23 protein-coding genes and 1 pseudogene are annotated in these 26,380 nt (G+C 36.4%); 12 read left to right on the forward strand and 12 right to left on the reverse strand.

Annotation, left to right across the window (positions count from 1 at the left end):
- Positions 1 to 166 precede the first annotated feature (166 nt).
- The 7 genes from DRF60_RS19740 to DRF60_RS19775 all read left to right on the forward strand — a co-directional run bounded on the left by DRF60_RS19740 (position 167) and on the right by DRF60_RS19775 (position 11,522).
- Entirely contained in the window at positions 167 to 760 is a 594-nt protein-coding gene (locus tag DRF60_RS19740) for a hypothetical protein (protein WP_116014837.1), read from the forward strand.
- 5 nt (positions 761 to 765) lie between these two features.
- The gene (locus tag DRF60_RS19745; protein WP_116014840.1) at positions 766 to 1,428 is read left to right on the forward strand and encodes a copper homeostasis protein CutC; all 663 of its coding nucleotides are present in this window, start codon (positions 766 to 768) and stop codon (positions 1,426 to 1,428) included.
- Between the two features lie 115 nt (positions 1,429 to 1,543).
- Positions 1,544 to 4,027, forward strand: a complete 2,484-nt coding sequence (locus DRF60_RS19755; RefSeq protein ID WP_116014843.1) for a beta-mannosidase — start codon at positions 1,544 to 1,546, stop codon at positions 4,025 to 4,027.
- Positions 4,028 to 4,183: 156 nt separating this feature from the next.
- The gene (locus DRF60_RS19760; RefSeq protein WP_238640254.1) at positions 4,184 to 5,095 is read left to right on the forward strand and encodes an AEC family transporter; all 912 of its coding nucleotides are present in this window, start codon (positions 4,184 to 4,186) and stop codon (positions 5,093 to 5,095) included.
- Between the two features lie 341 nt (positions 5,096 to 5,436).
- Positions 5,437 to 7,884, forward strand: a complete 2,448-nt coding sequence (gene priA, locus DRF60_RS19765; RefSeq protein WP_116014845.1) for a replication restart helicase PriA — start codon at positions 5,437 to 5,439, stop codon at positions 7,882 to 7,884.
- A gap of 160 nt (positions 7,885 to 8,044) precedes the next feature.
- Positions 8,045 to 9,514, forward strand: a complete 1,470-nt coding sequence (gene dacB / locus DRF60_RS19770) for a D-alanyl-D-alanine carboxypeptidase/D-alanyl-D-alanine endopeptidase (protein WP_116014848.1) — start codon at positions 8,045 to 8,047, stop codon at positions 9,512 to 9,514.
- An 85-nt stretch (positions 9,515 to 9,599) separates the two neighbouring features.
- Positions 9,600 to 11,522: a M1 family aminopeptidase gene (locus DRF60_RS19775; protein ID WP_116014851.1), complete on the forward strand. Its 1,923-nt coding sequence runs from the start codon at positions 9,600 to 9,602 to the stop codon at positions 11,520 to 11,522.
- 225 nt (positions 11,523 to 11,747) lie between these two features.
- Here the strand turns inward: DRF60_RS19775 and DRF60_RS19780 are convergent, their stop codons facing one another.
- Positions 11,748 to 12,626: a cupin-like domain-containing protein gene (locus tag DRF60_RS19780; protein WP_116014854.1), complete on the reverse strand. Its 879-nt coding sequence runs from the start codon at positions 12,624 to 12,626 to the stop codon at positions 11,748 to 11,750.
- Positions 12,627 to 12,785: 159 nt separating this feature from the next.
- Between DRF60_RS19780 and kbl the strand changes: the two genes are divergently transcribed.
- From kbl to gldG, 4 genes are all read left to right on the forward strand, one after another.
- Entirely contained in the window at positions 12,786 to 13,982 is a 1,197-nt protein-coding gene (kbl, locus tag DRF60_RS19785) for a glycine C-acetyltransferase (RefSeq protein WP_116014857.1), read from the forward strand.
- A 191-nt stretch (positions 13,983 to 14,173) separates the two neighbouring features.
- On the forward strand, positions 14,174 to 14,725 hold the full coding sequence (locus DRF60_RS19790) for a CopD family protein (protein WP_116014859.1): 552 nt from the start codon (positions 14,174 to 14,176) through the stop codon (positions 14,723 to 14,725).
- A 59-nt stretch (positions 14,726 to 14,784) separates the two neighbouring features.
- The gene (locus tag DRF60_RS19795) at positions 14,785 to 15,513 is read left to right on the forward strand and encodes an ABC transporter permease (protein WP_116014862.1); all 729 of its coding nucleotides are present in this window, start codon (positions 14,785 to 14,787) and stop codon (positions 15,511 to 15,513) included.
- 4 nt (positions 15,514 to 15,517) lie between these two features.
- Positions 15,518 to 17,188 carry a gliding motility-associated ABC transporter substrate-binding protein GldG gene (gldG, locus tag DRF60_RS19800; protein WP_116014864.1) on the forward strand — a complete coding sequence of 557 codons (1,671 nt, stop codon included), beginning with the start codon at positions 15,518 to 15,520 and terminating at the stop codon, positions 17,186 to 17,188.
- 79 nt (positions 17,189 to 17,267) lie between these two features.
- On the opposite strand, the gene DRF60_RS19805 is transcribed toward gldG, so the two are convergent.
- The 4 genes from DRF60_RS19805 to DRF60_RS19820 form a co-directional block, all read right to left on the reverse strand.
- Complete coding sequence (locus tag DRF60_RS19805; RefSeq protein WP_116014867.1) at positions 17,268 to 18,005, reverse strand: SDR family NAD(P)-dependent oxidoreductase; 738 nt, start codon at positions 18,003 to 18,005, stop codon at positions 17,268 to 17,270.
- A 329-nt stretch (positions 18,006 to 18,334) separates the two neighbouring features.
- Positions 18,335 to 18,910, reverse strand: a complete 576-nt coding sequence (locus DRF60_RS19810) for a Crp/Fnr family transcriptional regulator (RefSeq protein WP_116014869.1) — start codon at positions 18,908 to 18,910, stop codon at positions 18,335 to 18,337.
- 83 nt (positions 18,911 to 18,993) lie between these two features.
- Positions 18,994 to 19,908 (reverse strand): helix-turn-helix domain-containing protein, encoded by a 915-nt coding sequence (locus tag DRF60_RS19815; protein WP_116014872.1) that lies wholly within the window; start codon positions 19,906 to 19,908, stop codon positions 18,994 to 18,996.
- Positions 19,909 to 20,191: 283 nt separating this feature from the next.
- Entirely contained in the window at positions 20,192 to 21,031 is an 840-nt protein-coding gene (locus tag DRF60_RS19820; protein WP_116014875.1) for an SDR family NAD(P)-dependent oxidoreductase, read from the reverse strand.
- Between the two features lie 243 nt (positions 21,032 to 21,274).
- On the opposite strand from DRF60_RS19820, the gene DRF60_RS21915 reads away from it, so the two are divergent.
- The gene (locus DRF60_RS21915) at positions 21,275 to 21,370 is read left to right on the forward strand and encodes a hypothetical protein (RefSeq protein WP_157967979.1); all 96 of its coding nucleotides are present in this window, start codon (positions 21,275 to 21,277) and stop codon (positions 21,368 to 21,370) included.
- 113 nt (positions 21,371 to 21,483) lie between these two features.
- Here DRF60_RS21915 and DRF60_RS21250 read toward each other — a convergent pair whose 3' ends face one another.
- The 7 genes and pseudogenes from DRF60_RS21250 to DRF60_RS19850 all read right to left on the reverse strand — a co-directional run.
- The gene (locus DRF60_RS21250) at positions 21,484 to 21,624 is read right to left on the reverse strand and encodes a bacteriocin-like protein (protein ID WP_157967978.1); all 141 of its coding nucleotides are present in this window, start codon (positions 21,622 to 21,624) and stop codon (positions 21,484 to 21,486) included.
- A gap of 313 nt (positions 21,625 to 21,937) precedes the next feature.
- Complete coding sequence (locus tag DRF60_RS19825) at positions 21,938 to 22,561, reverse strand: CPBP family intramembrane glutamic endopeptidase (RefSeq protein ID WP_116014877.1); 624 nt, start codon at positions 22,559 to 22,561, stop codon at positions 21,938 to 21,940.
- A 625-nt stretch (positions 22,562 to 23,186) separates the two neighbouring features.
- Positions 23,187 to 23,369: pseudogene (locus DRF60_RS19830) on the reverse strand (RHS repeat-associated core domain-containing protein); the annotation flags it as partial.
- A gap of 31 nt (positions 23,370 to 23,400) precedes the next feature.
- Entirely contained in the window at positions 23,401 to 23,961 is a 561-nt protein-coding gene (locus DRF60_RS19835; RefSeq protein ID WP_116014880.1) for a hypothetical protein, read from the reverse strand.
- A gap of 9 nt (positions 23,962 to 23,970) precedes the next feature.
- Positions 23,971 to 24,921: an RHS repeat domain-containing protein gene (locus DRF60_RS19840; RefSeq protein WP_238640256.1), complete on the reverse strand. Its 951-nt coding sequence runs from the start codon at positions 24,919 to 24,921 to the stop codon at positions 23,971 to 23,973.
- Positions 24,922 to 24,995: 74 nt separating this feature from the next.
- Positions 24,996 to 25,361 (reverse strand): hypothetical protein, encoded by a 366-nt coding sequence (locus tag DRF60_RS19845; protein WP_116014883.1) that lies wholly within the window; start codon positions 25,359 to 25,361, stop codon positions 24,996 to 24,998.
- A 4-nt stretch (positions 25,362 to 25,365) separates the two neighbouring features.
- Positions 25,366 to 26,380, reverse strand: a 1,015-nt coding sequence (locus tag DRF60_RS19850; protein WP_133297255.1) for an RHS repeat-associated core domain-containing protein, incomplete at its 5' end; no start/stop codon positions are given.

The raw sequence follows: 26,380 nt of genomic DNA on the forward strand, positions 1-26,380 counted from the left end.
AAAGAAATATAGGCAAATATAAAGCAAGAGCTAAGCCAATAGTCTCTAAAAATCAAAAGAATAGCTTGTGATAGTTTACTAACTTAATGACATTGGGCTTTAGCCCGCTTACAAAATAAAAAAACACCAAACGGCTTTAGCCAAAATTTAGAATATCAAAAAGAATATGAAAAGAATGATCATTGCATCTTTGTTTCTGATCACAGCATGTAAAGAAGAAAAGAAAGAAACTCAAACACAGGTACAGCAAAAATCTTTCCCCAAAAAAACCGAAACCGGAATTTCAGAAAATAAACCTGATGAATCCGGCAAAGCAATGAAATGGTTGGAAAAAAGCATTGAAAACTACTTTAAAGCAGATCTTGGAAATCTCGATAAAGAAATGCAGAAAATCACAACAAAGGATTATTACGATTATAAAACCGATGCAATGAATGTCGATATGGATGTTGACGGAAGTCTTACTCTAAAGGAATTTCAGAATAAATGGAAAAATAAATTTGATGTCAGAAAAGCAGGAGTCAACAGCGGCTTTTTAATAAGCGGTCAGGATTGGGAAGAAATTAAAATTTCAAAGTGTGAACAGGTTTTAAAATCTGTTCCTCTTTCAGAATCAGAGCTGGTTGTATTCATATTTGATATAATTCTTTCTGATGAAAAGCTGAAATCACAATATCCTGTTGAAATAGAAGTTATAAAACAAAATGATTCTTTTCTGATTGCAAATGTATCTCAGGAAGAATCTGAAAATATAAAATAAGTAAAATGTCAAAAATAGAAATAGCGTGTTTCAACCCCGAATCAGCAATGACTGCATTTGAAAACGGAGCCGACAGAATAGAATTATGTGACGGACTCAATGAAGGCGGAACTACCCCGGATTTTGAAATAACAAAAGAACTCAGAGCAAAAATAAATATTCCGATTTTTGTGATGATCAGACCTAGAGGTGGAAATTTTACCTATTCGGAAGCTGAATTTGAACAAATGCAAAAAGATCTGCTCCAGCTTAAATCTCTGAAAGTAGATGGTTTTGTATTTGGAATCCTGGACGAAAATAATCAGGTAAATGTAGAACACAACAAAATTTTGGTTGAGATGGCATATCCTCTTCCATGTACTTTTCACCGTGCTTTTGACAGAGCAAAAGGCCTTGAAGATTCTTTGGAAAAAGTAATAGATTGCGGGTTTAAAACCATTCTCACTTCAGGGCAGAAGCCGAACGTTTCGGAAGGTAAAGAAAACCTGAAAAAACTGGTTGAGCTTTCCAATGGAAGAATAGAAATTCTGGTTGGAGGCGGACTTCGTTCTACCAACATTGAAGAGATCAGAGAATTCACCAATGCCGGGTATTTTCATTCATCGGCAATTACAGACGGTGGGGCTTTTGCCAGTGCGGATGAGGTTGTAGCTTTGAAGAATAAATAGTTTTTGAGAAAAACAAAGAATCTGAAACTAACTAACCTGAATTTGGGGTTGCGGATAAATTTTAACAGTGAATTCATTAAATATGGGATTCACAGAATTATAAACAAATCTATTAATGAATAAATCTGTCCTTTTTGCTTTTCTTTTTATTCAAAGTATTATGAATGCACAGATCACAGAACGAAGTTTATCTTCCGAAAAATGGCAGTTCAAAAATACACAGGAACAGAAATGGTTGCCTGCAAAAATTCCGGGCACTGTACATCTTGATTTGATGGATAATAAGATCATTTCCGATCCTTTTAAAGATGAAAATGAAAAAAAAGTACAGTGGATAGAAAATGAAGACTGGGAATATCAGACCCGTTTTAATGTATCATCAAAAGAACTTCAAAATGAACATATAGACCTTGTTTTTAACGGTCTTGATACTTTTTCAGAAATCTATCTGAACGGAAAACTGCTGAAAAAAACAGATAATATGTTCAGGAAATGGGAAATTCCTGTAAAAGAGTTTCTGAAAGAAGGCGATAATGAATTGAAGATTAAATTCGGATCGGCAGTGAATGAAGGAAAAGAACTGGCCGGGAAGATTCTGTTTACCATGCCGGAGTCCCCCAGGAGTTTTGTAAGAAAAGCCCAGTATCAGTTTGGATGGGATTGGGGACCAAGACTTGTTACTGCCGGAATCTGGAAAGATGTAGAACTTCGCTTCTGGAATAATGCTGCATTAAAAAATATAAAAATTGAGCAAAAAAGCCTGACAAAACAACAGGCAGAGCTCAATATTCAAGCAGAAATTTTTGCAGAAAAAGAAGGGGAATATTCTATTTCTATTAATACTCAATCCAATAAATTTCAGTTAAAAAAAGGTGTAAATAAGATCAAGATACCTTTTAAAATTAGCAATCCAAAACTTTGGCAGCCCAATGGATGGGGCGATCCGAATTTATATGACATAAAAGTTTCTTTGCAAAAAGATTCCAAAATCCTTTCTGAAAAAAACGAAAGAATTGGGTTAAGAACCATTGAACTCATCCAGGAGAAAGATCAGGCAGGAAAATCCTTCTATTTTAAAGTCAATGGAAAACCGTTGTATGCAAAAGGGACAAACTGGATTCCTTCCGACAGCTTTTCACCCAGAATAACCAAGGAAAAATACCGGAAGCTCATCAATGACGCCAAAGACGCCAATATGAATATGATCCGCGTCTGGGGTGGCGGCATTTATGAAGATGATGAATTTTATAAAGCCTGTGACGAAAACGGTATCTTGGTCTGGCAGGATTTCATGTTTGCAGGAAGTTTTTATCCAGCTGATGAAGATTTTTTAAATAACGTAAAAGAAGAAGTAAAAGATCAGGTTAACAGGCTTCAGAACCATCCTTCCATTGCTTTATGGTGTGGAAATAACGAAATTGATGAAGCCATTGTCAACTGGGGCTATCAGAAACAGTTCAAATACTCAAAAAATGATTCCCTTCAGGTTTGGAAAGACTATAAAAAGCTGTTTCATGAAGTAATTCCTACTACAATGAAGGAAACTCTCACTCCGGATAAAAATATCTACTGGCCGAGTTCCCCGTCTATCGGGTGGGGACATCAGGAAAGCCTCACAGAAGGAGATTCCCATTATTGGGGAGTATGGTGGGGAGAGCAGCCATTTGAGATGTATAATGAGAAAGTAGGAAGATTCATGTCAGAATACGGTTTTCAGGGAATGCCAGGCCTGGATGCTGTGAAATCTATGTTTTCCGGAACTCCGGATCTCAGCCTTCAGAATCCGGTTGTTAAAGCCCATGAGAAAAATACCAGAGGCTGGGACATCATCGCTGAATATATGAAAAGGGACTATAAAACCCCTGCTGATTTCGTGAAATACAATTACATTTCCCAACTGCTCCAGGCCCGCGGAATGAGAATTGCCGTAGAAGCCCACCGCCGGGCAAAGCCTTATAATATGGGAACATTATACTGGCAGCTCAATGACTGCTGGCCGGTTGTTTCCTGGTCGTCCATTGATTATCAGGGAAACTGGAAAGCTCTGCATTACCAGATGAAAAGAAGCTTTGAGCAACAGGTCATTCTGGTTGATGAAAAAGAAGGATTTTTTAATTTTTACGCAGTTAATGACGGACTGAAACATTTCAGCGATGTTAAATTAGATATTAAAGCAGTAAGTTTTGAAGGTAAAGTCTTAAAAGAAACAGTGACAGATTTGAAAGGAAAAATGTTGGAAACTATTCTGAGATTTAAGCCTCTTGAAATTAGAAGTTTAATTCCTGAAACAGATCGAAATAAAGCCTTTCTGCAGTTTACATTAAGAAATAACGATGGTAAAGCTATTGCGGTTAACCACCATTTCTTTTCCAAACCTAAAGATATGCAGTTGACAAAACCCACCCTTAAGATTAGAAAAATTGCAGCAAACGAAATTGAAATTTTCACAGATGTTTTGGCAAAAGATGTTTATCTGATGGGAGATACCCATTTCAGTGATAACTTCTTTGATCTCCTTCCTGGTTCATCAAAAAAAATAAAACTTTCAAAACCTTTGGAAAATATAGAAGTGATGAGCCTTTGGGATACACTGCATTAAAACATCATACAGCAATAAAAATCTGCTCAATCAGCCCAGTCTGCGAGTATTTAAAAAATAAACCTTTAACCCATACAATTCTAAGCATACATTTATTTTTAAATAAAATTGATTTTCCTCAAAAATCAACCGTAACTTTATATTCAATTTTTAAATATGATGGTCAATTTTGTTCTGATTGCAGTGTGCATTATTGCCGGAATGGTATTCAAAGCAACGAAATCTATCCATCCCGATGCTCACAAAGGCATCAATACCTGGATTCTTTACCTCGCCCTGCCCGCAGTTTCTTTTAAATACCTGCCTAAAGTTAAATGGACAACAGAAATGCTGTTCCCCATTGCGGCTACCTTTCTCATTTCCGTTTTCTGCTTCTTTTTTATGATGTTTTACAGTAAAAGTAAGGGGTATTCAAGGCGGTCCAGAAGTACATTAGAACTGACAAGCGGCTACAGCAATACATCCTTTATCGGTTTTCCCCTCATTAGTGCTTTTTATGGCGAAAGCCTTTTAAGTATTGCCATTATTTGTGATCAGACCATGTTTTTTGCCCTTTCCACATTAGGAATCATAGCAGCAGTGAAAGGAGGAAGCAGATCAGGAAAGGTAAGTGCAAAATTTATTTTGAAGAGACTGGTAACTTTTCCGCCATTGATAGGATGCATTGCAGCATTGGTATTATCCCAGTTTATTGATTTCACATTAGCAGAACCGTTTTTTGATAAATTGGCAGCAACAGTAAGCCCATTGGCTTTATTTTCTGTAGGACTACAATTAAAATTTAACGGATGGAAAAAGCTGATCCCTCAGATGTCCGTTTCCATGCTATATAAATTGATATTAGCCCCTGCAATTGTTCTGGGATTGGCTTTGCTTCTTAATATAAAAGGAGATGTGGCAAAGATTACTGTATTTGAAGCTGCCATGCCTACTGTTGTCACCTCAAGTATTATTGCAGAACAGTTCAGGCTCAATACCAAGCTTACCAATCTCATCATCGGTTTCAGTATTATTGTCGGGTTCCTTACCTCTGCGGTCTGGTACCATATCACTGAATTTCTTTTCTAAAATTGTCATACCGGTCTTGTATACAAAACGAAGCAGCTGAATGTTTAAAATATTTTCCCGCAGATTTTGAAGATTGAGCAGATGTTTGTGTTATAATTATGCTTTTATTTATTAAGATATAAGAAGTGTTATTGAGCCTGTTTTATCCATGATTGTAAATCACAATATCCATAAACATCTGCTCAATCTTCAAAATCTGCGAGAGCAAAAAATATTAGAAGTAAAACTAATTTATAAAAAAGATAGTTTTAGTGCTCTCCCTCGTAATCACATTGTGTATCTCAACAAAAAAATTGCAGTTCTCTAAAGAAAAATCTAATTTTACACTTTAAAAATTTCCCTTGCAGTACGTCCAAATCGTTTTACCGCTTAATTTAAAAGGATCTTTCACCTACAAAGTTCCCGAAGAGCTGATATCTGATATTCAGCCCGGAATGCGTGTGCTGGTACCATTTGGAGGGAAGAAAATTTATACCGGGATTGTTTTTGAATTGCATGATAACGCACCGGAAAACTTTGTAGCTAAAGAAGTTATCAGTATTCTGGATGATAAACCCATCCTTCCTGAAGAGCAGATCAATTTTTGGAACTGGCTTTCAGGATATTACCTGCGTGGGCTGGGAGAGATTTACCGTTTTGCATTCCCATCTTCTTTAAAACTGGAAAGTGAAACCTATTTAAAATTAAAACCCAATATTACGGTTGATTTTGAGAATCTGGATGTCAATGAAATGTACCTTATTCAGGCGTTGGAAGTCCGCCAGCTCATTAATCTTACAGATATTGAAGCATTTATCCCTAAAAAAGATATCATTAAAACAATCAATTCCCTGATTGATCTGCAGTATATTGAAATTGATGAAAAAATTGCTGAAAAATATAAAGCTAAAGAAGTTGCCTATGTTAGGGTCAATGATGAGGTTTTAAGCAATCGGAATCTCACGGATATCCTTTTAAAGTTGAACAAAGCTCCGAAGCAAAAAGATCTTTTCCTGGCTATTTTAGAAAAACAGACCGAGCATCCGGAAGTTCCCATTAAAAAAGCAGAACTGTTTGAGGACGGATATTTTGGGAGCTCTCACTTTAAATCACTCGCAGATAAAGGTCTTGTCGAAGAATATCATATGCAGAAAGACCGTATCGAAAGCTATGAAGGTGAAATTGAAGAGCTGGAAGAACTTTCCGAAGAGCAGAAACAAGCTAAAACCGAAATTGATGAGGCCTTTGAAGAAGGCAAAAATGTATTGCTGCACGGTGTTACTTCCTCAGGGAAAACCCATATTTATTTAGAGAAAATTGAAGAATGTATTCAGGAAGGAAAAAATGTTCTGTTCCTGCTTCCCGAAATTTCTCTGACCAAACAAATCACTCAGAGATTAGAAAAAAAATATGGCAGACAACTTAGTTTCTACCATCAGAAATTAACTGATTTTGAACGTGTCGAAGTCTGGAGAAGAATCAAGCAGAACGATATTAAAATTCTTATTGGAACTCGAAACGCCCTGTTCCTGCCATTTCAGGATCTTGGACTTGTTGTAGTGGATGAAGAACATGATTCTGCATACAGGCCAAGAGAAGCATCGCCCTATTTCAATGCTAAAGATGCTGCGCTGGTTCTGGGGAATTTTTATGGAGCCGGAGTGATTCTGGGGTCGGCAACACCTTCTGTGGAAAGCTATTATAATGCCAGAAAAGATAAAATAAAATATATTTTCCTGAATGAAAGATTCGGCAATGTGAAGCTGCCGGAATACGAACTCATCAACTTTAAAGAAGCCCAGGAATCCAAAAAAGTTTCCGGGAATTTTTCTTTACACTTAATTGATGAGATCAAAAAAACACTGGACGAGAAAAATCAGGCCATTGTGCTCCACAACCGTCGCGGTTATGCCAATGTGATTGAATGTGAAACCTGCGGCTATGTCAACTACTGCTCAAACTGTGATGTCGTAATGACCTACCATAAGGCAGCCAACGAAATGAAGTGTCATTACTGCGGGCAGAAAGCTTCAAAACCGAGAACCTGTCCGAAATGTCATTCAGAAAATCTTAATGAAAGAGGAGTAGGAGTGGAACAGATTCATGAAGAAGTATCCAAAATATTCCCTGATCATGAGGTAGACAGAATGGATGTGGATTCTATGCGTAAGAAATTTGCCTATGAAAAACTGTATGAAAAAATAGAAGAAGGCGAAACGGATATTATCGTGGGAACTCAGATGATATCAAAAGGGCTCGATTTTGATCATATTGAGCTTGTTGCTATTCCTAAAGCAGACTCTTTACTGTATGTCCAGGATTTCAGAGCTGAGGAAAGAGCATATCAGCTGATCACCCAGGTTTCGGGAAGAGCGGGGAGAGTTACCGGAAAAGGAAAAATTTTAATTCAGACCTATAATCCTGATCATTCTGTTTTCCAGCTGATCAAAATGAATAATCCCGCGAAAATCTACAAATATATCCTCACTGAACGCCAGAAATTCCATTATCCGCCATTCACTAAGCTCATTATGATCGAGCTGAAACACAGAAAAGAAGACAAAGTGAACCGGGCTTCCCAGTTTTTGGGATCCATCTTAAGAAAATATCTTCCTGAAGAATGTGTTTTGGGGCCCGAAAGAGCTCAGATTGCAAGGCTTAATAATTTATACCAATTCCAGATTATGCTGAAACTTCCCCGCGGGAAAAAGTATGATGAATTCAAAAAAATGATTTTACTAAGTTTGAATGAATTTGATGAAATCACTGCTTATCAAAGTATTAAAAAAGATGTTTTTGTAGATTTTTAACATTTTTTAACAAACTTTACACTCTTTTATAAGAACTCTGTAACTCTTTTTATAACAATAATTTCTACTTTTGGTCGTTCATTAAATGTTTGGCTCTTTAAACGGATGATTTAACTTATCATTTTTTATAGTGTCAAACTATAGAAACAAAAAAAGATAGATGGTAAATTACAGAAAATATATTTCAGGCGTAGCGGTATTGGCTTCTGGGTTTTTCCTTGCTCAATCTACCGTTTCTACAGTTCTTTACTCACAGGCATACGACAATCAGAAGAATACTTTGAATCTACCTTCTCCGGTTACCTCAATGGCGGAGAAAACGATTCTGTCGGCCAAAGAGCTTGTAGATATTAATGTAAACACAATGATGACGGATCCTGTGTTGAAAAATGCAACCTGGGGATTCGTAGTGTATGACCCCAAAACGAATAAGGTGATTTCCTCGTACAATGAAAATACTCCTTTAGTACCGGCTTCTACCACAAAATTGCTCACCACGGAAACAGCATTGAGCCTTTTAGGTGAAAACTACCGATGGATGACACAGTTGGAATATTCAGGGACTATTGATGAAAACGGAGTTTTGAATGGAAATCTGTATCTCATAGGCAGCGGCGATCCTTCTTTAGGAACCAATAAAGCTGGTGCATGGTCTTACAGAGATATTATTTCAGACTTTATGGGCGGACTTTCGCGTGAAGGGATCAGAAAGGTAAATGGTGATATTATCATCCAGACAGCGCTTTTCAAAGGCAATATTACAAGGCTTCCGGAAAATGTTGTATGGCTTGAGAACAATAATTACTATCTGCCTGTAGGAACTACCCGCGAGATTAATCCTGCCAACGAAAAGCTGATCATGAAAAAATCAGGATTAACGTCTGAGAAAAAGTATTTCTATATGTCTCCTTACGCCAACCAGATGGTGTATGCAGAAAAATATGAGGGAGACGGAATTTTAACAACAAAACTTCCCGATGCTCCAGCTTATCTTGCCAATTCTTTCAGAACAACGTTGGTAAAAAGTGGAATCGGTGTTACCGGAAAAGTAATTCCTAAAATGACGGATGCAGCTCCGGAAAGCAGAAAGCTGGTTTCAGCCTATAAATCGCCTACATTAGGAGATATTATATTCTACACCAATCAACGTAGCGACAATTCTCTGGCAGAAGCTCTGTTGAAAACAGTAGGTTTTCAGAAAATGGGTGACCAAACCTCGGAATCCGGAAGAATAGTAGTAACAAACCACCTGAAAGAGGAAAATTTTGATATGATGGGACTGAATTATATGGATGGAAGCGGACTTTCAAGAAGCAATAATGTAACGCCGATTTCCCAGGTGAAGTTTTTAACATCTTTAATGGATGAGAAATACTACAAGACTTATTTTACTTCACTCCCGGTAGGCGGACAGTCCGGAACACTGAAAAGAATGTTCATCGGTACCGGAAACGGTCAGGTTTTTGCAAAAACAGGAACTCTGAATAAAGTAAAAACATTAGCAGGATATCTGAAGACCAATTCAGGGAAGACTCTTGTGTTTTCTTTGATGGTAAACAATTATTCAGGATCTGTAGATATGGTAAAGAAAAGAATGGAAAAGATTCTTGAGCCGGCTCTTGATCTTTAAAAAATATTATTTTAGTATTCTAAAAACCTTTTAATCAATGATTAGAAGGTTTTTTTTATCTTTGGCAACATCTAATATTCTGAGTATGAGAAATTTTTATCTTTTAATTCTGGGCTTTCTGGTCTCCCAGCAGTTTTATGGCCAGGATCAAAATATTGAAATGAAAGGGCTCATCGCAAAAGAAATGAATGCTTTTGCCAAGAAAATGACCACCTACAATATTAATCCCAATACTTTAAATTATGACCTTCAGTACCAAAGAATGAATGTCACTTTAGATCCTGCAGTATATAATATTTCAGGTTCTGTGACGTCTCATTTCAAACCTAATCAGAATATGAGCAGCATTTATTTTGATCTGTCTGATATCCTGGTCGTTTCTCAGGTGCAGTATCATGGAAGCAATCTTACTTTCCAGCAGCTTCCGACAAAAGAAATAAAAATAGATTTTCCGGCTTCAATTCCGGCGAATGCCCTTGATTCCTTAACGATTCATTATTCTGGTGCTCCTTCTGCTACGCAAAACGCCTTTGCAACCACTACACAAAGTGGAACACCTATTCTTTGTACGTTAAGTGAGCCTTATGGTGCTCAGGATTGGTTTCCAACAAAACAAAGCCTTAATGATAAGATTGAAAGATTTGATTTCAAAATTACAACACCCTCACAGTATAGTGTTGCAGCCAATGGAAAACTGATGTCTGAAACTGTACTTCCGGGAAATCAGAAACTTACTTTCTGGAGAACAGCTTATCCTACATCGGCGTATCTGATTGCCCTTTCCATTACCAATTTCGTTAAACTGAATGATACCATCGGAAATCCGCCGTTTCCGTTCGTGAATTATATTTATCCGTCTACCAATGTGAATGCAACAAGTATGTCTAATATTGAATGGACAAAAACGATCATGAATACTTTCGAAACCTATTTCGGACCTTATCCTTTCCGCAATGAAAAATACGGACATATGGAATTTAAATTTGGGGGAGGAATGGAGCACCAGACCATGTCATCCATGGGAAGCTGGAGCAAAGGTCTTATTGCCCATGAGCTTGCCCATCAGTGGTTTGGTGATAAAGTGACCTGTGGTGCCTGGAATGATATCTGGCTGAATGAAGGTTTTGCCACTTTCGGAGCTGTTCTTGCCAATGAAAAACTATTGATGACCAATGCCGAGTTCAAGAACTTTCTGCTGGGAGAGATTAACAATATTACTTCTGCTCCCGGTGGTTCTACTTACGTTCCGGATTCCGGTCTTTCCAGTGTAAGCAGGATATTCAGTAACAGGCTTAGTTATACAAAAGGAGCTTATATTTTAAGAATGATTAAATGGATCCTTGGTGATGCAGCTTTTTATCAGGCGATAAGAGAATATCACGCAAGACCGAATTTAGCCTATAATTATGTGACAACTGCAGATTTTAATGCATCACTGCTGCAGTCTACAGGAAAAGATTTTACAGGATTTTTTAATGACTGGCTATACGGTGAAGGTTATCCGTCCTATACGACAAAATGGAAGCAGACCGGAAATCAGATCCTTTTTAAAGTTTCCCAAACCCAAAGCAGCTCTTCAGTAAGCTTTTTTGAAATGCCATTACCAATCAAAGTAAACGGAACCGGCGGACAGACTGCTTACTTTGTCCTGGATCATACCTCTGATAACCAGTATTTCCTGGAAACAGTTCCTTTTCCTGTGGCCAGCGTTGAATTTAATTATGAATACCAGATCCTGGAAAAAAACTCTACAGTAGTTCAGGATAATACATTAAGCGTATCATCCGTGGAAAAAGAAGAGTTTGCACTGTATCCAAATCCTGCCAAGAACGAAGTCTATGTAAAAGGAATTGATAAGCCTGTTGAATATTCCATTCATTCTATGGATGGGAAACTGATCAGAAAAGATGTATATCAGCCTGGAAAAGCAATTAGAACTTCAGAACTGGTTCCAGGATCCTATATTTTCACTATTAAGGAAAAGAATATAAAGTTTTTAAAACAATAGCATAAAGTAAATATTCATTTACTCTTCTATTGGTGAAGGGGAGCTGCATGTGAGCTTACAAAATAATTTTAAGTGCCCGATAAACCTTCAGCAATGAAGGTTTTTTATTGAGAACAATTTTTAAAACATCGGATAAAAGATATACAAAGGACGTTCAGCAGATAATAGTACGTATATAAATTCCATTGTTAAATAATTTAATTGTCAAAATGATACTTAAACCTTTCAGATAAGAAAGGTTTTTTGTTTTCTGGATGCTGTTGCTGCTCTTTTTCGGGCAATTTTCACTTTATATCTGAACCATTTTTCTTTAAAGAGCTTTCGCATCATGTTGTCAAAGTTCCTTGTTATTACCATATTTTTGAAGCCGCGCCATTTTTCCAGAAGACTGTTTGGGAGTGCTCTTACAGAAACAGAATAACCTTCAGTTTCATATTGTATATAATGCCACCAGCCGGAAGGAATGTAGAGTGTTTCACCAGGCTGTAATACTGCTTCATAGCCGTCCAGATAGAGCAGAGCCGGAAATTCCCTGTAGTCCGGATCTTTAATATTCGGTAAGCTGTGAAAATTATAAGGGAGTTTATACATAAGATTTGATTGCTCCCAAGGGAAAAGCCAGATCCTTTTGATTCCCTTAAATTGTGTAATAAAAACATGGGACATGTCAATATCAATATGATTTCTGGTAACAGAACCTTCACCTCCAAAGAACATAAATGGCAGCCATTTCAATATTTTCCTGTTCGTAACATCATTATAATGAATGTCATCTTTAAGTTCCGGCCTGATGGTAAGCAGATTAAATAAGAACAGCCTGTGTTCCGTAGGAGCGCTGCTGATCAGATCGAGATATTCAGCAAATGTTGTCTGACCGATTGGGCTGCTTGCCACTTTATCCAGAGATTCCAGTTCGCTTCCATAAATATTGACTTTGTGATTTCCGGCTATTTCTTTGAAATACTCATAATTCCATTTTGTGAATGCTGGACTTTCAGGATCAATAAAGTCCTCCATAATAACAGGAAAGCGCGGTTTCATGTGGTTGTTTATAAATGTTCCGGAACTTATTTTCTTTACTTTTTGTATCGGGCTCAATCTCATAATCCAGAATTTGTAGACAAATATAATTATTATCCTACTAAATTAGTAGACTAATTGTGTTAAAACTAAAATTGAATTGCTGTTTTGAGAATTAAACTGATAAAAGCTGATATTTTAATGCCTTTTTATTAAATTAGCACATCTAAAAAATTACTAAAAATGATCTCTGAAAAATATCTTCAGCATTTACAGAACGAACTGCAAAACATTGAAAATGATGGCCTTTATAAAAAAGAAAGAATCATCTCTTCTCAGCAGAGTGCAGAAATTGAAGCCAACGGAAAGAAGCTGTTAAACTTCTGTGCCAATAATTACCTGGGTCTGTCAAACAATCCGGAAGTAATGAAAGCTTCTCAGGACATGATACAATCTCACGGTTATGGAATGTCTTCTGTACGTTTTATCTGCGGAACACAGGACATCCACAAACAACTTGAGAAGAAAATTGCAGACTTTTTAGGACTTGAAGATACTATTTTATATGCAGCGTGCTTTGATGCGAACGGTGGTGTTTTTGAGCCTTTGTTTACTGAAGAAGATGCTATTATTTCAGACGAGTTGAATCATGCATCTATCATTGATGGGGTACGTTTATGTAAATCGGCAAGATACCGTTATAAAAATAATAATATGGCTGATCTGGAAGCCCAATTGATTGCTGCTTCCGAAAAGAATCATCGTTTCAAGATCATTGTTACGGACGGAGTTTTCTCTATGGACGGTATTGTAGCTGACCTTAAAGGTGTATGTGACCTTGCTGATAAATATAATGCTCTGGTAATGGTGGATGATTCTCACGCTACAGGTTTCATCGGGAAAACCGGCCGTGGAACTCACGAAGCCAATGAAGTAATGGGCAGGGTAGATATTATCACTTCTACATTAGGAAAAGCTTTGGGAGGAGCTCTTGGAGGGTTTACTTCCGGTAAAAAAGAGATTATTGATATGCTAAGACAGCGTTCGCGCCCGTATTTATTTTCAAATTCACTGGCACCCGGAATTGTTGGAGCTGCTTTGAAAGTTCTGGATATGATCACTGAGGATACTTCACTTCGTGACCAGGTAATGGAAAACGCAGAATATTTCAGAAAGGAGATGATGGCTAAAGGATTTGATATTCCTGAAGGCGACGCAGCTATTGTTCCGGTGATGCTGTATGATGCTCCACTTGCCCAGAAAATGGCTGAAAAGTTGATGGATGAAGGGATTTATGTGATCGGATTCTTCTATCCTGTAGTACCGAAAGGAAAAGCAAGGATCAGGGTACAGCTTTCTGCTGCCCATACAAGAGCCCACCTTGATAAAGCGATTGCTGCTTTTGAGAAAGTAGGAAAGGAGCTTGGAGTTATTTCTTAATTAAAAAATTCAGGATATAGATGCTTCGGCTGTGCTTGACATGACAATGTTCATTATTACGTTTGATTTTTAGATGAAAATTAAAACAGTTAGTATAAGCGATGTCATGCTAAGTGAAGCCGAAGCATTTTTATAACTATTTCTAACAAATATTTTTGTTATTAACATTATATTTGCCATTATTTTAAAAAATGCTTTATACAATAATCAAAGCACTGCACATTATCTTCATGGTAAGCTATTTTGCGGGAATTTTTTATCTCGTAAGAATTTTTGTTTACTATAAGGATACAGATGAGTTTGCAGAAGAAAAGAAAAAGATTCTTAGAGAACAGTATACTTTCATGGCCAGAAGACTGTGGAACATCATTACTGTTCCGGCAGGAGTTATTATGACAGTCTGCGGAATTGTCATGATCTTTTTGAATACCGGGCTGATGAAAATGCCCTGGTTCCATTTAAAACTGACTTTCCTGATCGGTCTTGCCGCTTATCATTACTGGTGCTGGAAAAAAGTATTGAAGCTGAAAGAACTGAACGGAGAAACAATCGAAACCCCTAATATAAAGTTGAGACAGGCTAATGAAATCGCAACGTTCATTTTGTTTCTGGTAGTGTTTACAGTAATCCTGAAATCTTCAGCTATTGAATACTGGTGGCAATTAATTGCAGGATTTTTCGTTCTTGTATTTCTGATCATGATGACCGTTAAACTCGTTAATAAGAATAAAAAAAACAAATAATTGTTTAAGCAGAATGTATATACAGATACATTCTACTTTTTACATTTTACAAAAAAACTATGATTGCAATTTTAAAGAAGGAACTTTGGAGTTACTTTGGAAACTGGAGCGCATGGGTGATTATTGCTGCATTCAGTCTCATCACTGCTCTTTTCCTGTTTTTCTTCGAGAATGATTCTAATATTTTCGACATCGGGATGGCTTCCCTGCAGAGCTATTTTGTACTGGTCCCATGGCTGCTGATGTTTATTATTCCTGCGCTTTCTATGAAAACCTTCGCAGAAGAGCAGCAAACAGGAACGCTGAACTGGCTGTTTTCCCAACCTTTAAAAGTTTCAGACCTGGTAGCTGGAAAATTCCTTTCAGTGTGGATTGTTGGGGTTTTATGTCTTATTCCGTCACTGATTTATCTTTATACCGTATACGTTTTAGGAGTTCCTACAGGAAATATTGACCTTGGAATGACTTTCGGAAGCTATATTGGATTGATCGTGTTAATTGCGGCTTTCTCTGGAGTCGGAATTCTTGCTTCTTCGCTTTCTCAGAACCAGATCATGGCCTATCTTTTAGGAGTTTTTATGTGCTTTATCATGTATTTTGGAATAGAACAGCTGGCGAGTTATAAGCTGTTGGGCGGTGCAGATTTTATTCTTCAGAATATTGGTTTTTATCAGCATTTTCTTGGTTTTACGCGAGGTCTTATAGATCTTAGAGATGTGGCTTATTTTATTTTGATCATCGGTGCTACGTTAGTATTGTCCAATCATTTTATCACTAAAAAGAAGTAGCATTATGAAGAAGTTCAATATTAAATCTCCATTAGGAATTTTTTTGATTGCGGTGATACCTTTGGTTATTCTGCTTACGTATTCAGGAATCAGATTAGATTTAACCAAAGAAAAAAGATATACGCTTTCGGATCATACGATAAAGGTACTGGAATCGGTGAAAAAGCCGCTTACCGTTGATGTTTATCTTGAGGGTGACTTTCCGGCAAGCTTTAAGCAGCTTCAGAGCGAAACCAGATTTATGCTGGAGGAATTCAGGAAGATCAATCCGAAGATCGATTTCAAATTCATTGATCCGATTAAAACAAAAATGTCCCAGGATACGCTGATGGCGATGGGAATGCAGCCTTCTGTTCTTCCTGATGTTAAAGACGGAAAGATTTCCCAGATCACTCTTTTTCCTTATGCTGTCATAAAATATGATAAAAGGGGAGTTTCTATTCCGCTGGTTGTACAGCAGGCAGGAATAGATGCCGACCAGCAGCTGACAAGATCTATAGAAGGTCTGGAATACAGCCTGGTTTCCAATATCAAGAATATTGCAGCTAATAAAAGGAAGAAAGTAGGAATCCTGGTGAATCATGACGAACTGGGACCTGAGGAGTTCCATAGCTTTATGCAACTGGCACTGGAAAATTACGATGCAGGACCGATTATCCCCAAAAACCAGACGGAGCTTACCCAGGAAGATCTTCCTTTGCTGAAACAGATGAGTGCTCTGGTCATTGCAAAACCTAGAAAAGCGTTCACAGATAATGAAAAATTGATCCTTGACCAGTTTATTATGAACGGCGGGAAAACGCTTTGGATGATCGATGCGGTAAATGCTGAAATGGATACGTTGACAAGATCCCAAAAGATAATGCCTTTTCCGGTGGATATCAATATGACGGATTTCTTTTTCAACTACGGAGTCAGGATCAATCCGGCTTTGGTGAAAGATGTAAAGAAATTTGCACTTCTGAAACTGGTAACCGGTGAAGTAGGAGGGAACCCACAGTATACAAGTCTGCCGTGGCCTTATTTTCCATTGGGAATTGCTGAGAATGATAATCCGATCACGAAAAATATCAACCCTGTAAAATTTGAGTTTCCAACTTCCATTGATACTTTGGGCGGAAGAAAAAATATTAAGACAAAAGTACTTTTTGAATCCAGTGAGAGAACACTTTTGAAACAGGTTCCCAACTATGTGGACCTGAAGGAAATTGCAAGTGTAGACAGTTTGGGACAAATGGAAAAGCCAAGCACACCGAAGATTTTTGCAGTTGCCCTAGAAGGGAAATTCAACTCTGCCTACGCATCAAGAATTGAAAGAAAAGGATATCCCGGTTTCAAAAGCCAGAGCCCTGAAAACAAAATGATCATCATTGCAGACGGTGATGTCGGAAGAAACAAAATGCACAAAGGCGAGCCACTTCCGATGGGAATTGACCGTCTTACGAATCAGGAGTTCGGAAACGAACAGTTTCTGAGAAATGCACTGGATTATCTTCTGGATGACAGCAACCTGATGGCTCTTAGAAACAGAAACATAGAAGAAAGACTGCTGGACCGAAACCGCATTACCGAAGAAAAAACAAACTGGCAGTGGCTGAATTTATTACTGCCTTTGGTAGTGATCAGCCTGCTTGGAGGATTGTTCTTCTGGCTGAGGAAGAGGAAGTTTGGATAAGAATATAAAAAGAAAAACCACTGCGAAAAGCAGTGGTTTTCTATTACCGGGTTGAGAAGTGATACTTTTACAACAAAAACTACCACGGACTAATTCCGCTTTCGTCCTCTATATCATTACTGTAGAACTGTCCTGTCGGTGCATTATCATTGGTCAGCGTATGTTTTAGGATAAAAGAGGCTGCACTTTCTACAGAACCGGGGCCGCTGTGGTGATTGAAATCTGTAGCGGTATAACCCGGATCAATAACATTGACTTTAAAAGCAGAGTCTTTCAACTCGTAGGCTAAAACGGTAGTATAAGCATTTAAAGCTGATTTGGACGGGCCATATGCTGCCGTTTTCACTCCATAATACTTCCAGTCCTGATCGTTATGTAAAGTTAATGATCCAAGTCCCGATGTGATGTTACTGATTCTTGGAGTTTCTGATTTTTTAAGCAGTTCCAAAAATGCCTGGGTAACGCTGATTACTCCGAAAAAGTTGGTGTCAAACACGTGTTGAATGTCCTGCACGGATGTTTCTGCTGCAGTTTGAGGATTTACTCCAAGAATTCCGGCGTTATTGATCAGAATATCCAGCTTTCCCTGTTCTTTTTCAATCAGGTCTTTAGCGGCTGAAACTGAATCCGGATTGGTGACATCTATTTCGATGGCTTTTAGATTCTGAAAACCTTTTCCGTTCAATTCGCTTACGGCAGCTTCTCCTTTCTGAAGATCACGGCTTCCTAAGTAAACGAATAATCCTTTTTCTGAAAGCTGTTTGGCAGTTTCAAGGCCAATGCTTCTGTTGGCTCCTGTAATTAATGCTGATTTCATTTTTTTGATTTAATTAATGGTGTAAAATTCCGTCAATCAGATTTAATCTTGTTTGCCAAATGGCAAAAAGTAAAAGAAGATTGAAAGTGGTTGCCAATTGCTGATAAGAAAATAACCACAAAAGGCACAAAAGCTTTTGAAGCTCAATACATAACACATATAAAGAGCACAGACTTTTTATGAGAACCTTTGATTTTCTGCTCTTGTGATCTTAGTGTTTCAAAGTATTTCAACCAGAGGCTAAGATTTTTTTTTAATTAACCTGATACTTCTTTTGTGGTAAAAGCAAGCATTTAGAGTTTTAAACAGCTTTGTTAATGGTGCTTCGTCTAGTATTTACCAATATTTTTTCTGATTCTGCTGAGTGAAGACTGTGTAACACCAAGATAGGATGCAATATAGGAAAGCGGAATTCTGTTGACCACATTAGGATATATTTCCAGAAATTTAAGATAACGGGTAGTGGCATCTTCCGAAACCAGCGGACTTCTTCTTTCCACTTTCTGAATGAGTGCCCTTGAAATAATTTTATGAACAATGGCTTCCCATCCGACAATGGTCTGTAAAAGCTCGAGCCAGTCCTTTCTCTGAAAAACAATAAGCTTACAGTCGGTAACAGCCTGCACATAGGTACTGGAACAGATCTCATTGTCAAAACTTTCCAGATCCACGACAAGGTTGTTTTCTTCAATAAAATATTTGGTGATTTCTTCTCCTTTGTTATTATAATAGCAAACCCGCAGGATTCCGTCCACAACAAATGCAACCTGCCGTGCAATTTTTCCGGCTTCTGAAAAATATTCATCTTTTGGAAGATCTATTTCCTGTGCCTTACTTGCCATAAAGTCTATCTGCTGCTGGTTCAGATTTCCAAATCTTAAAATAAAATCAAACAGTTCTTTCATGAATGCAATTTAGCTAAAGTTGTTTTTGAAGTATTTGCCATTTGACAAAAAAGGATCTGCAAATAACAGTGATCCGCTATTTTTTAATTAAATAATTTCCTGAATTCTAACGGTGACTGGTTCGTCTTCTGCTTAAACAGTTTACTGAAAGACTGCGGATGCTCGAATCCCAGCTCATAGGCAATTTCACTTACTGACAGGTGAGTGGTGCTGAGGCGTTCTTTAGCCCTGTCGATGAGTTTATTCTGGATGTGCTGCTGCGTGTTTTGCTGGGTATGAATGCGCAGTAACGATCCCAGATAATTGGGTGAGATATTCATTTCTGCAGCGATGGACTTTACTGAAGGAATTCCGTTTTCCAGCAGATTGCCACTGTCAAAATACCGGGAAAGCACCTCCTCAAACCTTTCCAAAAGCTCGTGGCTGGATTTTTTCCGGGTGAAAAACTGCCGTTCATAAAAACGTTCAGAATAGATAAGCAGAAGCTCAATCTGGGCGGCAATCAGTTCCTGAGAGAATTTATCGATGTTCGACTGGTATTCACGCTCTATGTTTTTCAGAATATCTACAACAATTTTTTCTTCCCGATCCGAAAGGAAAAGCGCTTCATTGATATCATACTTAAAAAAGTCATAAGATTTTATCTTTTTTGCAAGTTGAGTATTCCATAAGAAATCCGGATGAATCACCAGCAGCCAGCCTGTAGGTTCCACTACAACATCAGGTTTTATTTCCAGTTTCAGAAACTGAAGCGGTGAAACAAAACACAAAACTCCTGAATCAAAATCATATTCCTGCTGACCATAGTTGAACTTAGCATTTACGTTGCGCTTGAGCCCGATGGAGTAAAAATTCTGAATCCATTTCAGCTCACTGTCATCCGTAGGGTAGTTGACCTGGCTGTAATCAATCAGGCTGATCAGAGGATGGTCAGGATTGGGAAGGTTACAGAATGCATGAAATTCAGAAATTGAATTGAAGCGGAATGGAGGTTTCATAGTGCTAATTTAGAGGTAAATTGTACAATGTACAATGTAAAAAGTAAATGTATTTATGATTGATGCTGTTACTTGGGCTTAGCCTTTGCTCAGTTTAATATATTGTGAGTTTTTTGGTCATCAATACATAAAAAGTGGATTGGGATGTTATATCCTTCGGCTTTGCTCAGGATGACATTCTGATACATTATGTTTTTCTATAAGAAGCATATGCGTTCGATTGTTACAGTCATCCTGAGTCCGGCCAAGGAGTGTTGGATTTGAGATCCGGATGTACAGGGAATTATATCACTGTAGACATTGTGAGGGCTTCCCATTGTTTTGCATCACCGGTAATGGTCTTTATTTTTTCGTTCAGGAAATCTGAAGTACCGCTTCCCAATAAGAAATGAACCGGTGGATTCTGTTCTTCACTAAGTGCAATGATGGCTGCTACTCCTTTTTCCGGATCATTGGGCTGGTTGCCATTAATCTCGTTAAGATGTGCCTGTTCAGAGATTCTGGCCGTTTCATAAACGGGGATTGGATTTTCCGGTGTTTTTACAGAATCTTTACTTAAGAAATCTGTACGGAAATAGCCCGGATAAACGACAGTCGCATGAACTCCGAACTCTTTAATCTCTTCAGCCAGAGCTTCGGTAAATCCCGCTACGGCGAACTTTGTGGCGCAGTAGATTCCCCAGCCCGGAAAATTTCCGGAATAACCTCCGATAGAAGAAATGTTGAATATATGCCCGGATTTTTGTTCACGAAGATAGGGTACTGCATTCCTGATCACATTCAGTGTTCCAAATACATTAACATCAAAGTTGGCTCTGGCTTCACGGTCTGTCAGCTCTTCCAGAGTACCAATCTGTCCGTATCCGGCATTATTGACCACCACATCAAGCTGTCCGAAATGATCTATCGTTTTTGATATCGCTGACTGCACCCCTTCATTATCGGTCAAATGAAGTTCGATAGGTAAAAATGCTTCAGATTTTTCTCCGATTTCTGAGATTAAAGCCTGTGCATTTCTGGTAGCCGCTGCTACATGGTAGTTATTTTCTATTAATTTTTTTACTAAGGCTAATCCCAGCCCTTTTGAGGCTCCTGTTACGAACCATACTTTTTTTGTTTCCATTTTTATCGGGTTTATAATAATGGGACAAAGATCGTGGGATATGAAGCAGCAGACGTAGCCCAATCAATGAATGATGTAACCGGATCGTGAATTTGAATAAAGAAGCCCGTAAGTTTTCTCTCTTTGCAGATTACGGACTCTTACGCTATAGAAGATGCATTACCTCTTTGTTCACTAAAGAAAGGCTTGGATTTTAAACTCTGAACTGTAATTTTTCGTATGAAAAGGTAAACTTATGAAGAAATTGAAAATGTTTTGAACTTCCAAAAAACATATGTACATCTTTACGGAAAAACAGGGATCAGACCCGGAATAAAACGGCGTATATTACTATTTTAGCAGCTTCCAAAAAAGAATACTGAAAAACTGTAAAAGTAAAATTTTGATAAAGCCTATTTACAGAATAGGATAAAAAATAAAAGGAGTACATTAATGTTGCACTCCTTTGTTTTTTATGGCTCGAGTCCTGGACCACCACATGAATTATAAGGAACGCATGTTAATTTATCATTTACAAAACATAGTCTAACGCAATCTGCGCCTCCAACAATTGTTTTTAATTCTGCTTTTGCAAGCTTTTTTAAATTTTTCATATTAATAATTATTTTATGTTGTAGAACAAATCTCAAAAATAATTATTACATAATCGTCAAATTAACACATTTTAACATTCAATAAATTATATATTATTTTCATTGGTGAGAGAGAGGAGAGGGCGAATCCCTGTGGGGCTAAAAAAGCAATCTTCTGATTTTATTATTTTGAATACTTACTCAGTCGTGTGATAGCAGGGTATTTTATCTTTCTTTTTACAAATATAAAACTCAGATTGTTATTAAACACAAAACCACTGCAAAATAGCAGTGGTTGTTACTTATTACTTCACCATACGGAGCGGAGGGGTTTTTAATATGTACAAAGAACAATAAAATTATATACAAAGTGAAAAACTATTGGATAAATAAGATTTCTTTCTTTTATATAAATTAAAGATGTTATTATTCCAAGAATTAAAGCGTAAAAAACTTGTTCTATTGAAGGCAAATGAATAAGACTAAATAAAACTGAAATAATAATAGTAATAAATATTGGCGAAGCATTTTTTCTTAATAAGTATTCTATTGGTAAGCCTTTATTAATGATTTCCTCATAAAAAGGAGCTACGAAAATAGCACTTAATAAAAAATAATTATTATTTTGTGACCAGTGGAAACTATATTCAGTAATATTTTGATTTTTAATAAAAACTATGATAAAAGAATAAATTATACTTCCCACTAACAAAAGTAATATTTTTTTTACTGAGACTTCCTTAAATTTTAGATAGTCAAATATTTTTCTATTTATAACAATTGCTATAATAAATATGAAAGCAACAAATAATCGACTATAAATTACACTTAAATCATAATTAATTCTATTATCATATCCACCTAATAATTTTATAAATATAAAATTGATTATAAAATCTAATAAAAAATATAAAATTATTAATAAAACCAAATAGGCATAATTACTTCTTCTTTTCATTATTATCTGTTTTTTTATTGTGCCATAATAAGTGATTCAATGCAACTCCCATTCTGTAACCATCATATGCTGATTTGTTTGATGGTCCTGGTACAGTTCCTACAGGTCCTGGACCTGCAGTCGATGGAGGACACTCTGAACAGTATTTCTCCGCACCGGTTCCTGAAATAGCTTGACCGACTTTATTTGTAACACTTCCTACTGTAGTAGGTTCTTTTTCAGGTGCTTTAAAATCCTGTTGAGCAAATTCTTTAGCATTGAAAGAAAATTCCATTTCTGGATTATTGAATTTATTATAATTGTCTTGAGAAAACTTATCTACACCATATATCTTAGCACCATCTATTAACTTTGCATCTACAACAAGCCCAAATCCAGATTCCTTTCCTATAGTCTCATAACTTACATTTCCTGCTTCTGCCCATTCTCCAGTTGCTGTAACATTTCCTCCTACTTCTAAATTAACTTCTCCTACCGCTGCTTTATCAGAGTTTACCAGTGTGACAGTATGGGAAGCTCCTAAATATTCTTCTCCATTTGTAAGTTTTGTGTTTGCATTTAAAGAATTTAAACTTGCATCATACACATAATTTCCTTGTTTATCTTTAAACCAATCTGTTCCTTGTCTGCCATCTGAATCAATAAATCTTATAGGATTATTAAATGCATAATTATAAGGACTATGTCTTCTCATCTTCTCCGCCAACGGATCTATTACTCCCCATCTTCCAATATCCGGCATGTAAAATCTTGCTCCATAATCATACTGTCCCGTTTCCTGCTGTAATTCTTTACCATTATATTGATAAGTAACCTCGAAAAATACGAGTTTTTTTTACTTATTTTGATTCAAATTTTTCAATGTTATAATATCCACCTCCATAATCATTCATTGTAATTAAATATCCATTTAAAAACATTTCGTAAAGAACTGTTTTTAAACTTGACATACTAGGTAGGTCTTTTGGAATCAATATAAAAGATTCTTGTTCTGACTTTAAATATCTTTTTTTTATATTTTCAATATTCATATTTGATATCTTTTTATCAATATCATAAATATTTAAAAAATAACCTTTATTCTTATATATATCTATCTCCTCTATTTTTAATGGATTATTCTGAGTAAATAAGTCTGTTAAAAAAGCATTCAAGTTATTTTTATAAGTTTCAACATAATGGTCTTGATAAAGTTTATATAAAAAAGTTATATTGGTTTCTATAAGTTTATCATCGTCAGTTTTGAAATATAAATAATAATTGAAGTAAGGAGAAGGCAGTCCATTTTCTATAGAAGCGAGTCTCTCTATATATTCTGGATTTGCTTTTTCATTTTTGCACGAATATAATATTAATCCGAAAGAAAAAATTAATATCAGGTATTTTATTTTGTATCTCATAACTATATATTATTTTTTCTTCTTATCATCTTCTGGCACATTATAATTTGGTGGATTAGGATTAACCGGTATTCCTCCATAAGTTGTTCTCGCAGGTAATCCTTCTATTTTTCGTGCTTCATTTTCAGTTTTCACAGCCCTTTGTTCAGATGGGTTATCTGCATCACTAGTATTGGTTGCATCGGATTGATTATTAGTATCTTTATCATATTGATGTTGCATTTCGTGAGCTATTGTACTTAAATCAGAATTTGGAACACCTTCCATTTTCTTAAATCTATCTTTTTCTTCTTGACTTGAAAGATTAAATATAGTTTGAGAACCTCCGTCTGGAGTTCCTTGTACACCTGAACCTTGATTTGGAGTTTGGGGGTCAAAAATATAATGCTTATTTTCACTATTTTCAAGTTGATGCAACATTCCTTTTAGAACTTTGCTATCTGAATGCTCAATTTTTCTATAAGCTCTTGCCAATCTAAATAAATTTTGACTTACTTTATCCTTTCTACCATCGTATTTTTGTCCTTTTTTATCTCCATTTAAATAATAAAAATTCTCTTTATTATATTTTAAATGTACCTGGTTTTTTTCATTTACCACTTGTACAAAAATAATATCTCTTCCATCTGGGTCAATGTAATTGATCGGATTGTCTACAGCATAGTTATAAGGCGACCATCTTCTGTATTTTTCTGCTTTCTCGTCTATTACACCCCATCTTCCGATATCCGGCATATAAAATCTCGCGCCATAATCATACATCCCAGTCTCTTGCAATTCCTTACCATTGTACTTGTAATTTTTATAAGAACCCGCCCCGAAGAATGCGTTTCCAGATTTCAAATGATTCATCCCAAAAGGATAATAATCGTTGCTGTCTACAATTTCAAGAGCGCCTGCGCTGGTTCTTCCAAAGCTTACCCTTTTGTATTTCCAAAATAATTTTTTATTGTAAACCACCGCAATTGCAGTGGTTTATTTTATCTGCTCAAAGTCACAGACTTTGCGTAGCGGGGGATTTCTTCCAAATTATATTATTCTATTATACAAATATTTTGTCTTTGCTCGGCAGAATAATAGTGATTATATTTAATAATAGTCGAATCATTTAAAATATACTCATTAGGCGAATCAACACCATGTTGTATTAAATCACTTACTGGAATTATTTTAAAAGAATACTTCTGCCCTAATTTTATTTTTTTACATTTATTAGTGCCAATTCCTCTAAATACCTCTATAATATCATTATTATCTGCTATTAATATCCTCACATCTTTATTTTCTTTAAAAGAGATTATTTTTCTTGTAATAGAAATTGGCTTTGAACTGATAACTGTATTTTTTGTCTGGCAGTTACACAGGATAATTGAAAATAATAAGAAAACTATTTTTTTCATAAAATTATTTTTTTAATCTTTTATCATCAGTATACACTTTAAATAAAGGTGTTGTTTGAATTTTTCCATTGGCATCCTTTTTTCCAGCAAATCCTTCATAATATTTTCTAGGATTTGTGCTGCCAGTTTCAAATCTTGTTCTAGCTGATATAACAATATTATCTTGTGGCATCATGCTTCTTGTCATATCATGGAACTTATTAAAAACAGGATTAGGATTACCAGAAGTACTAATAGAAACATCACTTTTGGTTTTAAAAGATTCTTGTGTAATAAGAACATTTTCTACAACCTCATGGGTCATTCCTGTTCCTTTAGGAGCTTCTGAAAAGTTTTCTGCATTTCCTAATACTTCAGGATTTGTATATTGAGTTCCTGTACTGGTGTTTGTTGTGGAGTCATAATCAGCTCCACCAAAAGACCCACCTGGAATTAATCCTCCACTAGGAGTTACATTATTATTATCAGCAATAATTCTGGAATCAATATTAGTATTCTTTATGCCATCGTATAGAACCTTATCTGTTGCAGACAATTTATTATAATCACTTTTACTCAAATTTGCAGTACTCAACTTGCCATTTGAATCCTTTGTCATAGCAAGACTACTATTTGCGTTTAATTGCTCAAGTGCCTTATCTGCTAAATTTCCCAAAAGATGAATATCTTGGTTTTGCATACCATCAGGGTCTATAAATCTGATTGGATTGTTATAAGCGTAAGTGTAAGTACTCCATCTTCTGGAAGTTTCTGCCAATGGGTCTATCACTCCCCACCTTGCTACATCAGGCATATAAAATCTCGCTCCATAATCATACATTCCGGTCTCTTGGAGTTCCTTGCCATTGTACTTATAATTTTTATAAGAACCCGCCCCGAAGAATGCGTTTCCAGATTTCAAATGATTCATCCCAAAAGGGTAATAATCGTTGCTGTCTACAATTTCAAGAACTCCTGCGCTGGTTCTTCCAAAGCTTACCCTTGCATTTCCAAGGTGGTCTTTGTAACTGTAAATATAC

Origin of the sequence: Chryseobacterium elymi (assembly GCF_003385495.1) — a bacterium.
GTDB lineage: Bacteria > Bacteroidota > Bacteroidia > Flavobacteriales > Weeksellaceae > Chryseobacterium > Chryseobacterium elymi.